The organism is Lentzea guizhouensis, assembly GCF_001701025.1.
Taxonomy (GTDB): domain Bacteria; phylum Actinomycetota; class Actinomycetes; order Mycobacteriales; family Pseudonocardiaceae; genus Lentzea; species Lentzea guizhouensis.
The window spans coordinates 4,786,066-4,798,480 of record NZ_CP016793.1; the positions used below are offsets into that span (position 1 = coordinate 4,786,066).

14 protein-coding genes and 1 tRNA gene are annotated in these 12,415 nt (G+C 68.9%); 9 read left to right on the plus strand and 6 right to left on the minus strand.

The genetic code is table 11. The annotated features are described in order from the left end of the window. The first annotated feature begins 69 nt into the window (after positions 1 to 69). The 3 genes from BBK82_RS23680 (at position 70) to pabB (ending at position 3,494) form a co-directional block, all read left to right on the plus strand. Positions 70 to 567, plus strand: coding sequence for a SigE family RNA polymerase sigma factor (locus tag BBK82_RS23680; protein ID WP_065916960.1), 498 nt, complete (start codon positions 70 to 72; stop codon positions 565 to 567). Next, entirely contained in the window at positions 564 to 1,421 is an 858-nt protein-coding gene (locus tag BBK82_RS23685) for a hypothetical protein (RefSeq protein WP_065916961.1), read from the plus strand. The genes BBK82_RS23680 and BBK82_RS23685 overlap by 4 nt, the downstream gene beginning before the upstream one ends. An 87-nt stretch (positions 1,422 to 1,508) precedes the next feature. Continuing rightward, positions 1,509 to 3,494 carry an aminodeoxychorismate synthase component I gene (pabB, locus tag BBK82_RS23690; protein ID WP_065916962.1) on the plus strand — a complete coding sequence of 662 codons (1,986 nt, stop codon included), beginning with the start codon at positions 1,509 to 1,511 and terminating at the stop codon, positions 3,492 to 3,494. A gap of 122 nt (positions 3,495 to 3,616) precedes the next feature. Here pabB and BBK82_RS23695 read toward each other — a convergent pair whose 3' ends face one another. Beyond that, positions 3,617 to 3,958 carry a histone-like nucleoid-structuring protein Lsr2 gene (locus BBK82_RS23695; protein WP_030466676.1) on the minus strand — a complete coding sequence of 114 codons (342 nt, stop codon included), beginning with the start codon at positions 3,956 to 3,958 and terminating at the stop codon, positions 3,617 to 3,619. Between the two features lie 323 nt (positions 3,959 to 4,281). Between BBK82_RS23695 and BBK82_RS23700 the strand changes: the two genes are divergently transcribed. From BBK82_RS23700 to BBK82_RS23715, 4 genes are all read left to right on the plus strand, one after another. Further along, on the plus strand, positions 4,282 to 4,563 hold the full coding sequence (locus BBK82_RS23700; RefSeq protein WP_065916963.1) for a metal-sensitive transcriptional regulator: 282 nt from the start codon (positions 4,282 to 4,284) through the stop codon (positions 4,561 to 4,563). A gap of 52 nt (positions 4,564 to 4,615) precedes the next feature. Next, a tRNA-Leu gene (locus BBK82_RS23705) sits at positions 4,616 to 4,689 on the plus strand. Positions 4,690 to 4,972: 283 nt separating this feature from the next. Further along, positions 4,973 to 5,584 (plus strand): ClpP family protease, encoded by a 612-nt coding sequence (locus BBK82_RS23710; protein ID WP_065916964.1) that lies wholly within the window; start codon positions 4,973 to 4,975, stop codon positions 5,582 to 5,584. Further along, the gene (locus tag BBK82_RS23715; RefSeq protein ID WP_065916965.1) at positions 5,581 to 6,168 is read left to right on the plus strand and encodes a ClpP family protease; all 588 of its coding nucleotides are present in this window, start codon (positions 5,581 to 5,583) and stop codon (positions 6,166 to 6,168) included. The genes BBK82_RS23710 and BBK82_RS23715 overlap by 4 nt, the downstream gene beginning before the upstream one ends. Here the strand turns inward: BBK82_RS23715 and BBK82_RS23720 are convergent. The 3 genes from BBK82_RS23720 to BBK82_RS23730 all read right to left on the minus strand — a co-directional run bounded on the left by BBK82_RS23720 (position 6,165) and on the right by BBK82_RS23730 (position 8,023). Further along, the gene (locus BBK82_RS23720) at positions 6,165 to 6,527 is read right to left on the minus strand and encodes a helix-turn-helix domain-containing protein (RefSeq protein ID WP_065916966.1); all 363 of its coding nucleotides are present in this window, start codon (positions 6,525 to 6,527) and stop codon (positions 6,165 to 6,167) included. The genes BBK82_RS23715 and BBK82_RS23720 overlap by 4 nt on opposite strands. 145 nt (positions 6,528 to 6,672) lie before the next feature. After that, positions 6,673 to 7,254 (minus strand): DUF6506 family protein, encoded by a 582-nt coding sequence (locus tag BBK82_RS48970; RefSeq protein ID WP_083268110.1) that lies wholly within the window; start codon positions 7,252 to 7,254, stop codon positions 6,673 to 6,675. A 76-nt stretch (positions 7,255 to 7,330) separates the two neighbouring features. Further along, complete coding sequence (locus BBK82_RS23730) at positions 7,331 to 8,023, minus strand: hypothetical protein (RefSeq protein WP_065916967.1); 693 nt, start codon at positions 8,021 to 8,023, stop codon at positions 7,331 to 7,333. A 94-nt stretch (positions 8,024 to 8,117) separates the two neighbouring features. Between BBK82_RS23730 and BBK82_RS23735 the strand changes: the two genes are divergently transcribed. After that, positions 8,118 to 8,693 carry a DUF4232 domain-containing protein gene (locus BBK82_RS23735; RefSeq protein ID WP_154697452.1) on the plus strand — a complete coding sequence of 192 codons (576 nt, stop codon included), beginning with the start codon at positions 8,118 to 8,120 and terminating at the stop codon, positions 8,691 to 8,693. A gap of 88 nt (positions 8,694 to 8,781) precedes the next feature. Next, positions 8,782 to 9,390: a LysE family translocator gene (locus tag BBK82_RS23740; protein WP_065916969.1), complete on the plus strand. Its 609-nt coding sequence runs from the start codon at positions 8,782 to 8,784 to the stop codon at positions 9,388 to 9,390. A gap of 9 nt (positions 9,391 to 9,399) precedes the next feature. Here BBK82_RS23740 and BBK82_RS23745 read toward each other — a convergent pair whose 3' ends face one another. Further along, positions 9,400 to 9,849: a hypothetical protein gene (locus BBK82_RS23745; protein ID WP_065916970.1), complete on the minus strand. Its 450-nt coding sequence runs from the start codon at positions 9,847 to 9,849 to the stop codon at positions 9,400 to 9,402. Positions 9,850 to 10,133: 284 nt separating this feature from the next. Further along, complete coding sequence (locus BBK82_RS23750; RefSeq protein ID WP_154697453.1) at positions 10,134 to 12,374, minus strand: ATP-binding protein; 2,241 nt, start codon at positions 12,372 to 12,374, stop codon at positions 10,134 to 10,136. Between the last annotated feature and the right edge of the window lie 41 nt (positions 12,375 to 12,415).

Sequence of the window (12,415 nt, forward strand, 5' to 3'; positions counted from 1 at the left end):
GAACTCCGTGCAACCCGCCAGGCTCCCGGTGGCGTGAGTAACCCGGTACCGCAGACAGGGGGAGACCTGATGAGTGACCGGGACGCCGCGTTCCAGGAGTACTTCGCGGCCCGTTCCGACGCCATGCGCGGCACGGCATACCTGCTGTGCGGCGACTGGCATCGCGCGGAAGACCTCGTGCAGACCGCCTTCACGAAGCTGTACCTGGCGTGGCGGCGGGTCGAGCGGCACGAGGCGCTGGACGCCTACACCAGGCAGGTCCTGGTGCGGACGTTCCTGTCCGAGCGGCGGCGCGGGTGGTTCCGGTTCGAGTCGGTGAGCGACGACCTCACCGACTCGGCTGCTCCGCCAGGGCTCTACCCGGAGGAACGGATGGTGTTGCTGGAGGCGCTGGCGAAGGTGCCTCCGAAGCAGCGTGCGTGCCTCGTCCTGCGGTACTGGGAGGACATGTCCGTCCAGCAGACGGCCGTCGTCCTCAAGTGTTCGGAAGGAACGGTAAAGAGCCAGGCCGCGCGGGGGCTGCAGACGCTGCGCGGCCTGCTCTCACAGCAGGAGAGGGTTCGATGAACGAACAGGACCTCAAGAGGGCGTTCCAGGACGTGGTGGTGACCAGCAGCCCCCCGCCGGCCATGGACCCGAACCGAGCGCTCGACGTCGCGCGCAAGGCCCGGTCCAAAAGGCGGTCTTCGCTGGTCGGCGCTGTGGTCGCGGTGCTCGTGGTGGGTGTCGGGCTGGGATCGGCGTTCGCGCTGAACCCGAAGGGCACCGGCGAGTACCTGGTCGGAGCCGGGCAGAGCAGCAGCTCCAAGCCGGGTGAACCGCTCACCGAGTGGGGTGACCGGTGGCCGGCCGGGCAGACCGACCGCACCGCTCGCCAGGGCCCGCAGGCCGCTCGCGGCGTGCAGCTGCTGGAGTCGATCAAGGCGTCCGCCCAGAGCCACGGCTATGAGACCCCGGCGCTGAAGTTCCAGAGCCAGGGCTACTCGAACGGCGACATGCAGTGGACCCAGGCGCAGATCGCGTCGGACAAGGGCGAGCAGCCCGAGCTCTGGGAGTACACGGCGTACGTGCCGGTCCGCAAGAACGGCAAGGTCGGCAAGCTGACGATCGAGGTGTCCACGCCCAACCCGGAGGACGCCTCCGAACCGTGTGCGCTGGCCAGGCAGTTCTGGGGCATGTCCAAGGCGACGTGCAAGGTGCGCGACGTCGACGGGTTGAAGGTCGGTGACGCGTCCAGCCAGGAGCAGGGCCGCGTCATGGACTGGATGTCGTTCAAGCACCCGAACGGCTGGGTCGTGAACGTCGCCCAGAGCGCGAGCTACGACGGCGGCGGCTACCCGCCGCTGGACGGCAACCCGTTCCTGGCGTCGGAGCTCGGCAAGATGGCCGTCGACCCGAAGTTCGTCCTCATCGGGGGCTGACACGTTGTTCAGGGAGCGGTCACGATCCGTGGCCGCTCCCTCTCGTACGTCCGATCGGGTGTTTCGGCAGGTAGAGTGCCGTCCGCAATGCGGACTCTGCTCATCGACAACTACGACTCGTTCACGTTCAACCTCTTCCAGCACCTCGCTGAGGTGAACGGTGTCGCACCCGTGGTCGTCCACAACGACGACCCGCGTTTTCGGCTTGCCTCGTTGCGCTCGTTCGACAACGTGGTGATCTCGCCCGGCCCCGGCCGGCCCGGCAACCCGGCGGACTTCGGCGTCTGCCGCGCGGTGGTCGAGCACGCCGAGATCCCGTTGCTGGGCGTGTGCCTCGGACATCAGGGGCTGTGCCTGTCCCACGGCGCGACGGTCGGTCCTGCGCCGGTGCCGCGCCACGGCATCGTTTCGCCGGTGACGCACACGGGCGTCGACGTGTTCGCGGGCCTGCCGTCGCCTTTCGACGTGGTCCGCTACCACTCGTTGGCGGTCACGGACCTGCCTCCCTCCCTGGAGGCCATCGCGTGGAGCGATGACGGCGTGCTGATGGGTGTGCGCGCTCTCGACCGTCCCGCGTGGGGTGTGCAGTTCCACCCCGAGTCGATCTGCACGGACCACGGGCGCGAGGTGCTGGCGAACTTCGCCGCCTTGACGCCCACGCGGTCCGCCGCGACGCCCGAACCGCTGGTGGTTCGTAAAGAGGCTCAGAAGCGTCCTGTGCACGTCCGGCGCCTTGAGCTGGCCGTCGACGCGGAAGAGGCGTTCGCGGCCCTCCACGGGGCGTCTGAGACGGCGTTCTGGCTGGACAGCGGTTCAGGGGGCCGGTTCTCGTTCCTGGGGGACGCCTCGGGGCCGCTGGCGCGCGTGGCCCGGTACTCCGTGCCCGGCCAGGAGCTGGTCGTCGACGGCGTGGCGCAGGACTGCCCGTCGTTCTTCGCCTGGCTGGACGACGACATCGCGCGGTGGGGCGTCGAGCAGCCCGACGTGCCGTTCGACTTCGCGCTGGGATGGGTCGGCTACCTCGGTTACGAGCTGAAATCGGAGTGCGGCGGCGACTTCGCCCATCGCGCGGAACAACCGGACGCGTCGTTCGTGTTCGCCGACCGGGCAGTGGTGATCGATCATCAGGACAACTCGGTCTATTTGCTCTCGTTGACCGATGACGACTGGTTCGAGCGAGTTTCGGTCGTTCTGGTCGCACTGCGGCCGCTACCGCCCGCTGTGCCGCCCGTTGTGTCGTCCGTGCAACTGCGCCACCGCCGCACGCACTACCTGAAGCTGATCAGCGCATGCCAGGAAGCGATCACCGCGGGCGAGACCTACGAGGTCTGCCTGACGAACATGATGTCCTGGCAGGCGGCGGTCGACCCGTGGGAGACTTATCGGCTCCTCCGCGCCGCAAATCCCGTTCCGTTCGGCGCGTTGCTGCGTTTCGGTGAACTGTCCGTGCTCAGCGCGTCACCCGAACGATTTATCCGGGTTGACCGGAACGGCGTCGTCGAGTCATCGCCGATCAAGGGCACCCGGCCCCGCGGGCGAGATGCCGCCGAAGACGAGATGTTGCGCACAACGTTGGCCCGATCGGTCAAGGACCGCGCCGAGAACCTGATGATCGTGGACCTCGTCCGCAACGATCTCGGCACCTGCGCGGAAGTCGGTTCCGTCGAGGTGACGCGGTTGTTCGACGTCGAGACGTACTCGACCGTCCACCAATTGGTGAGCACCGTGCGGGCGCGACTTCGACCGGACAGTTCTGCTGTCCGATGCGTTCGAGCGGCGTTTCCCGGCGGTTCGATGACCGGAGCCCCGAAGATCCGGACCATGCAGATCCTCGACGGCGTGGAAGCTGGTCCACGCGGGGTGTACTCGGGAGCGCTCGGTTACTTCTCGCTCAACGGCGCCGCCGACTTCAGCATCGTCATCCGAACGCTGGTCCGCAACGGCGACCAGGTCAGTTTCGGCGTCGGCGGAGCAGTCATCTCGCTGTCCGAGCCGGACGCGGAATTCGAGGAGACGGCGGTCAAGGCGACAGCGGTGTTGCGGCTGTTCGGAGCGGACTTTCCCGGTCGTTGATCCCCACCGTTCCGGGGCTGGTGTGAACGGACCGGACTGTGTTCGTGCCTAATGCTCTTTCCGGGTTAACACGTCGGCCGGCGGCCCGGCCGACGTGTGGAAACCTCGGGTGTTCCCGCAGCTCAGGACGCGTGCGCTTCCTGGAACTGCACGACCAGGTTCTGCGGAATGCGACCGCGGTCCGAGATCTGGTGTCCCTGCGCACGGGCCCAGTCCCGAATGCGCTGCGCCTCAGCCTTGTCGCTGGCCTTCACCGTGGACTTGCCGGTGCCCTTGCGCTGCTTGCGGCCACCCGCACGACGAGCCTTGGCGACGAAGTCCGCCAGCGACTCGCGAAGCCGCTCCGCATTTCCCTTCGACAGGTCGATGGCGTACTCGACACCGTCAAGTGCGAAGGTCACGGTCTCGTCGGCTTCTCCGCCGTCGAGGTCGTCGATGAGTTGGACGACGGTCTGCTGTGCCACTGTTCCTCCGTTGGGTACTCACACAACACGCGGATCCTCGACCAAACCACGTGCTCCGACAACACCATAGTCCACACGAGGAAAAACGGCGAACCTTTCGCCGCTAAAATGTGACCCAACCGCCCGGTCGGGGCATTTTGAGGTGGAAACCGCACGGGTGTTATGGGTCCAAAATGTGCTGCTAGTCGTCTCAGCACGGCGCCGTTGCTGGGCTTGCCGGACGCTTCCCCATTCCCGCTGACGGAGCAGCGTTGCACATAACGCACCCCCACCGGTGGAGGTATCCTGCACATACCCGCCAGGGGTAGGGAAGGTCAGGAGCGATGCACGGGTACACCGCGGACAAGGACGCATACCTCAAGCGACTGCGCCGCATCGAGGGACAGATCCGCGGCCTGCAGCGCATGGTCGAGAACGACGAATACTGCATCGACGTCCTGACCCAGATCGCCGCCGCCACGAAGGCGCTGCAGGCCGTCTCCTTGGGGTTGCTCGACGAGCACTTGAAGCATTGTGTGGCCCAGGCCGTCGCCGAAGGAGGCCCGGTCGCCGAGGAGAAGCTCGCCGAGGCCTCCGCCGCCATCAGCCGTTTGGTGAAGTCCTAGGGGGTCCCGCAAGAAACCGGCGGCCCTGATCCGCTAGAGTTCACCCCGCTACGCCCCCGTAGCCCAATCGGCAGAGGCAGCGGACTCAAAATCCGTCCAGTGTGCGTTCGAGTCGCACCGGGGGCACAGGCACCGGGCGGGGTCGGATCTGCGGAAATGCGGATCTGACCCCGCCTGTGGCGTCTTCTGACACGCTCGCGTTCATTGCGCGGCACCGCCCGCCCATCTGGCAGGGGCAATTGACCATGTCACGGTGAGGCGGTCGTGATGTCTGTGCGCGTGGAGGTGAACCACGCTGAGATCGACCGCGGCGACCCTCTTCGCCCCTGGGCACCTGCCTGCCGAGAGCTGATCTGCCCACAGCAGCAACGGAAGCGGGCACGGCGGCGGCACCGGCATCGTCGGTGTCATGACGAACGAGAAGATGTTCAGCCCCGGCCTGAGGGACCGGTTCTTCGCCCAGCGCGTGCTGATCCTCGACGGCGCGCTCGACGACGACAACGGCACGGTGCTCGCGACCCAGATGCTGTCGCTGGCGAGTGAGGACCCGCGGCAGGACATCGCACTGTGGATCCACTCGCCCGGCGGCTCCGTCCCGTCGATGCTCGCGATCCGCGACGTGATGCGGCTCGTGCCGTGCGACGTGGCGACCCTGGCGCTGGGCCTGGCGTGCAGCGCGGGCCAGTTCCTGCTCTCCGCCGGCACCAAGGGCAAGCGGTTCGCGTTGCCGCACGCCAGGATCCTGATGCACCAGGGTTCCGCGGGCATCGGCGGCTCCGCGGTCGAGGTCGAGGTGCAGGCCGGCGACCTGCGGCACACCAGGGACACCGTGCTGGGCCTGATCTCCGAGGACACCGGCCAGCCGTTCGACCGGATCTTCACCGACTCGCTGCACGACCGCTGGTTCACCACCGACCAGGCCCGCGAGTACGGCTTCATCGACCACGTGGTCAGCGACCTCGGCCAGGTCGTCCCCGTCCGCACCCACCAGCTCGGCCTGCACTCGGGAGCCGTCGCATGAGCACCTACACCATCCCCAACGTCATCACCCGCGACGCCCGCGGCGAGCGGATCATGGACGTCTACTCGCACCTGCTCTCGTCGCGGATCGTCTACCTGGGCACCGGCATCGACTCGGGTGTGGCCAACGCGCTGATCGCCCAGCTGCTGCACCTGGAGTCCGACAACCCGGACATGGAGATCAACCTCTACATCAACTGCGAGGGCGGCGACCCGTCGGCGATGCTCGCGCTCTACGACACCATGCGCTACATCAAGGCCCCGGTGGCCACGACGTGCGTGGGCCAGGCGGTGGCCGCGGGCGCGGTCCTGCTGGCGGCGGGCGCGGAAGGCAGGCGGTCACTGCTGCCGCACGCCAGGGTCGTGCTGCACCAGCCGGCGGCACAGGGCCGCGGCACGATCCCGGACCTGATCCTCGCGGCGGACGAGGTCGTGCGGGTGCGGAGCCAGCTCGAGGCCGTGCTGTCCAGGCACACCGGCCGGGACGTGGCCCAGCTGCGCCACGACACCGACCGCGACCGCGTGTTCGACGCGGAGGGTGCCGTGGCGTACGGCCTGGCCGACCAGGTGCTCGAACAGCGTTAGGCGGCCATGAGCACCGGTCCGCTGGGGCGGCCGATCGGCCGCGTCGTCATCACCGGACCGCCGGGACGGTTGACCGGCCGCGCGGTCTGGAAGTGCCGGACCTGGCCCGCGATGCCGACGAGCAGGTCGGCCAGGTCCACGCCCAGCGCACCGGTCACCGCGGCGATCATCTCGCTCGACGGCTCCTTGCGCCCGCGTTCGATCTCGGACAGGTACTGCGTCGAGATGCCCGCCCGTTCGGCCACGTCGACCAGGCGGGCACCCTGGCGTTCCCTGATCTCGCGCAGCTTCTGGCCGAGCGCCTCGCGCCACAGCGGCTGCGGCTCGCGCTTGCCCTTGAAGTCGAAGATGTCCGCCATACCGTCATCGTGACAGCACCCCGACCTGCCCGAACGTGCGTTCTGCTGTCGGCAGAAAAGCGCCGTCAGCTCAACGCCGCCACGACCGGACACCTCTCTCGAGACCGCTCAACAGCCACCCTCGACCCCGTACCGCGGTGCAGGGTCAAGCGGTCTTGTACGCGGCCGCTCCCTCCAGCGACTCGAACGGCCAGCTCACCAGGCTCACCGGCACCCGGTCACCCAGTCTCGCCCGCACCGCCGCGGCCGCCGTCAGCTCGGCACCACCGCAGATCTCGACCACCTGCGCGCCATCGCCCACCAGTTGCTCGGCCACCTCGGCCATCCGCTCGAGCGGCGCGCCGACCACGACCGTCCAGCCGTCGCCGTGCTCGCGGACGACCCGCTTGCGCGCCGGATCCGCGTCCGGGTCGTGGTAGATCGTCGCACTGCGCCGGATCGGACCGGCCACGGTCGCGCCGAGCTCGTAGCTCGCGGTGGCGACGGGTGCACGCGGCACGACCCGCTCGACCACCCGTGCGGCCTGTGCCAGGTCGAAGCCGCGGTACAGCTCGATCAACCGCACACCGTTCTCGGTCACCGCGGTCTCGGCCACCCGCGCGGCCTGGTCGCCGTCCGGTGCCCACGCGAGCAACGTGCTGCCGCCCCCGTCGTGCCGCAGCACCACGCGGTCCACGGCCGGATCGGAATTCGGTTCCAGGAACAGGAAAAGCCCGTCGTGCTGCACGTCGAACCTCCAGTATTGTCTAGGTATCCCCAGTACTGCAGGTTCCAACGGGCCCGCCCGCGCGGTCATTCCCCGATCAGGAGAACGGGATGGACCTGGCCGAGCGCAACGCCTTGTCCACGTCCCGCCAGTACGCGCGGAAGTCCGCCGTCTCCCGGCCGGAACGGACGTGCTCGCCGGCGTTCGCGCGCAACAGGTCCATGTGCTCGGCTGTGAGGATGACGAAGAACTCCCACCGGTTGTGCCCGGTCATCGCGGGCACGGCGCGGTCACGCCCGCGTTCCAGCTCGCGGTGGATCATCCTGAGGTCCAGCAGGTGCTCGTGCTCCGCCGCGTCCCGCATCTCCTCGACCAGCACGCCCGCCAGCGTGATCAACCGGTCGTAGTCGTCCAGCAGCAGCTCGACGGTGTAGGTGTAGCGGTGGGTGCTGACCCGGTTCTCCTGCTTACGCCGCCACCAGACCGGAGCGAGCTCGAACGCGGGCACCGGCTCGTCGCGCAGCCGCCGCGCGAACTTGTGCAGGTTGCCGTCGCCGACGCACTCCTGGTACTCGAACGCCACCGCGCGCAACGAGATCTTGTCCGGCTGCAGGGCGCTGAAGTGCTGCAGCAGCAGCGACTGGTCCTCTTCGGACAGCGTGCCCCACTCGCCGTACGGCCCTCCGCACGCCTCCGCCAGCTCGTCCAGGCACATCGCCGCCGCGAAGAGCTCGTCACCACCCCATTCCTCGTTGATCCACCGGACGAACCCAGGATGCGCCGCGGTCATCGATCCCCTCCCCGAGGTCGAGGGTATCGCCGGGAAGCACGTTTGGCTGGTGCCAAATCAATGACATCGGGGGAGGTGGGGCATGATCGGTCGCATGAGACCTGGGGGCGGAGTTCTCGTTGTGACGGCCTTGCTGGCGGTCCTGGCTTCGTGCGGGGGCCAGGCGGCGCTGCACCAGGAGCCGATGCTGCCGCTGACGCCGGCGCCGACCACGCCGTCGCCGTCCGAACAGCCCTGCGCGAACGGTCTGCGGTTCACCACGAACGGCGGCGACGCGGCCATGGGCCTGCGCGTGATGTCGGTCGAGGTGGTCAACTGCGGCACACAACCGGTGCAGCTCAACGGCCACCCGGCCGTGCGCCTGCTCGACGAGCGCTGGCAGCCGCTGGACGTCGCGATCCTGCCCGGCTCCGGCGGCATCTCCCGGGTCGACGGCTTCGACGACCCACCGCGGCCGATCACCGTGCAGCCGGGCGAGCGCGCGCGTTCGGCGTTCATGTGGCGCAACACCCACACGACCCTCGACCCGCCGCAGGTCGGCAGCCACGTCGACATCGCGGCCGCGCCCGGCGGCGCCTGGCAGTCGCTGGTCGCGGTCGCGCCGGAGCAGAACATCAACATCGACCTGGGCAGCACCGGCAAGCTCGGTGTACGGGCCTGGTACCGCTGAGAAAGCGCGTCTACTTTGGACGCATCACCCGTGTGTCCGCCGTGTTAACTCTTCCGGCGGCCTTGCTGCAGCGTGTTCTGATGAGCCCATGTCGACGACCGCACTCCTGAGCTTCACGCTCGTCGCGCTGCTCACCGTCATCACGCCGGGCCTGGAAACCCTGCTGGTGCTGCGCACCGCCCTGCTCGTGAACCGGCGAGCCGCCATGGGCGTCGTGGTCGGCAGCACCCTGGGCTGCCTGGTCTGGGCAGTAGCCGGCCTCGTCGGCCTGACCGCACTGCTGACCGCCTCGCAGCTCGCCTACGACCTGGTCCGCGTCCTCGGCGCCGCCTACCTCGTCTACCTGGGCACCAAAGCGTTGTGGAACGCCCGCAAACCCGTCGACCTGGACGAGCCGGCCCCGGTCCCCTCGGCCCGCGCCGCCGTGCGCGTCGGCCTGCTCACCAACCTGCTCAACCCCAAGCCGGGCGTCTTCTACCTGTCCCTGCTCCCGCAGTTCCTGCCCGCCGCCGCCCCGTCGTGGGGCGTCCTGCTCGTCGCCATCCACCTCGGCATCGGCCTGCTGTGGTTCCCGGTCCTGATCGCCCTGGCCGCCCGCGCCCGCACCTTCCTGCTGCGCCGGCGCCTCCTGCTGGACCGGCTCACCGCGTCCGTGCTCATCGCACTGGGCCTCAAACTGGCCGCCGAGACGCGGTGAGCCGCGCCCTCACCCGCAGTGCACCGCGCTGACCTGCTTGAACCCCCGCTTGCCCCCCGCCCACGTACGAGCGAACATCGAGATGCACTTCCCCTTGCCCACCACCGACACCGGCCCGGCGTACTCGGAGAAGTTGCCGGAGTCGAAGTCGTTGTTGATGCCGGGCTTGTTGTTGTCGTCCTCGCGGAAGTCGCTGGTGTAGATCGAGATGTCGACCTGGCTCCGCGACCCCTGGTAGGCAGCCGCCTTCAGGTTCACCGCGCAGTTCCGCCCGGTACCGGCGTTGTAGTAGAGCCGGATCGTGCTCAACGTGACGTTCCCGGTCTCACTCTTCACCGAGTAGGTGTCGATGAGGTTGCCGGCACACCCGTACTCCGCAGCCTGGGCAGCCGCAGGAGCCACCACGCTGACGGCGCCCGCCGCGAGCACCGTGGCGAGGACCTTCGCGAAACGTGTCATGGTCCCCACGCTGCTGGACCCCGGTTAAACAGCGGTTAATCACACGACCGCCAACCCGCGTCACCGCGATGTGGCGAACGGGTGAAGGAGGTATAGAGCGATCGGAATACGCAATTTTGCCGATGCGCCGAATGGACCCCACAAGTGAGATTGATGGTCCGGCGTCGAGCTCAGCGTCGGACGGGCACTCCCGGTGGAGAGGGGTCGGCCACGGTGATGACCGTGACCATCCGGGGGGAACTGGTCGCGGGGCGTCGGCTCAGCTTCCACCGGGTGCCCGTGCTCTAGTTCTTGGTCGCCGACCGGTGCCAGGCCGCGAGCGCCACCCGGTTCGGCAGGCCGAGCTTCGTGCGGATGTTGACCACGTGCCGGTCCGCCGTGCGCGGTGAGATGAAGAGCGTCGCACCAATCTGCTTCGAGGTCAGACCATCGGCCACCAAACCCGCGATGGTGAACTCCTGCCTGGTCAGGCCGCCTGGCAGGGTGGGCTTGGCCGGGCGCCGTTCGGAGTCGGGCACCGGCTCCAGGGCGAACTCCATGGCCTGGTCCTGGCGCAGGTCCGCGCCCAGGGTGGCGATCACCGGGTAGTCGTCGCCCAGTGCGCGGCGGACGGTGCGGTCGGCGCGTTCCAGCAGCTTGTGGAACGGGCCCATGCCGGCGAACGACATCCGGGAGACGCGTTCCTGCGACCGCAGTGCGCCGAGCAGGCGGGCCGCGCGGTCGTGTGCGCCCAGTTCGGCGCACGTGCAGGCGAGCAGCCACAGGCTGTAGGCCGGGCCCCAGGCGTCGCCGAGGGTCAGCTGGATGCGCAGCGCCTCCACGGCCTGGGGGTGGACCAGGGCCGGGTCGCCGTGCAGCAGCTCGTAGAGGCCGCGGTGCCAGAGGCCCCACGCGGTCGACCAGGCCACGCCGTTGTGCTCGGCCTGCGCGGCCAGTGCGGTCGTGGCCTTGTCCGCGGCTTCGGTGTCGAGCAGGAAGCACGTGGCCATGGTCAGGAACAGCTCGGTCACGTACGTGTCGCCCGGCGTCGAGTACTCGCGGCACAGTTCGACGAGGTGCTCGTACAACGGCACGCAGTCCGGCGAGCTCTCCACGTAGAACAGGTGCGTCGCCTCCACCCACACGAGGTCCACGTCGGACTCGGGGGAGCGCGGCAGCTTGCGGGCCTCGTTCATCAGCGGGATCGCCGTCGACATGTCGCCCTGCGCCTGCGCGACCCACGCCCGGTGCGCGAGCAACGACGTGCGCAGCGGTGGTTCGGTGATGACCTTGCGCGCGGCCGCCAGCAGGTCCTGGATCTGGCCGATCATGCCCGCGAACGCCGGGAAGCGGGTCCGGTCGACGTTGATCGCCATCGCCGTGCCCGTCGCCGCCAGGTCGGGGGTGCGCAGCGCGTGGCCGATCGCCGCCCTGATGTTCGGCCACTCCTCGTGCTGGCGCGCCATCCACAGCGAGTCGTCCGGCGAGAACCACGACCTCGTGGCCTCCTCCAGGAACTCGCTGTAGTGCCGCACGTGCCTGCGCAGCGCCACGTCGTCGTCCGGGAGCAGCCGCGAACCGAACTGCGCGACGGTGTCCAGCAGCCGGTACCGCGTCCTCCGCGTCACCGGGCTCGTCGTCGCCACGACGATCGACTTGCGCACCAATGCGGACAACGGCTGCAGCACCTCCCTGCCCCACACCGCCTCCGCCGCCGCCCGGTCGAAGTCGGCGGGGAACACCGACAGCGTCGCCCACAGCTCGCGTTCCTCGTCGGAGCAGTGCTGCGCCGACCACTCGAACGCCTTCTGCAGCGTCTCGTGGTGCGCCGGGCCGTGCGTGTCCCCGACCAGCAGCTCGAACCGGTGGCCGTCCAGCTGCACCAGCACGTCGCTCAACGACATCTCGGCCAGCCGTGCCGCCGCGAGCTCGATCGCCAGCGGCAACCCGTCCAGCGTCTCGCACAGCGCCTTGACCTCCGGCAGGTCCTCGTCGGTGAGCGTCGCCCCGGTCGCCGCCGCCCGCTCCAGGAACAACCGCATCGCCTCGTCGTCGTCCACGGTCAGCGGCGGCACGCGCATCAGGTGTTCGCCGTAGACGTTCAGCGGCTCCCGCGAGGTCGTCAGCACCGTGAGGCCCTCGCAGTCGCGCAGCAGGTGGTGCACCAGGTGCCGCACTGCCTCCAGCAGGTGCTCGCAGTTGTCCAAGATGAGCAGCAAGTGCTTGTCGTGCAACGACTCCACCAGCCGGGTCAGCCCGGCCTCCGGCGAGTTGTCCACTATCCGCAGTCCGGCCGCGACTGTCCTCGCGAGCAGCGCCGGGTCCTTGAGGTCGGCCAGCGGCACCAGCCACACGCCGTGCTGGAAGACGTTGTCCCCGACCATCGCCCGGCCCGTCTCGACCGCGACCCGCGTCTTGCCGACGCCACCCGTGCCCACCAGCGTCACCAGGCGCGACCTGCCGAACAGCGCCCCTGTCTCGGCCAGCACCGCCCGCCGCCCGATGAACGTCGTGGTTCGGGCAGGCAGATTGCCCCGCACGGTCATCGGCGCATCTTTGCCCAGCGAGGGCACACCCTGGCGAGAAG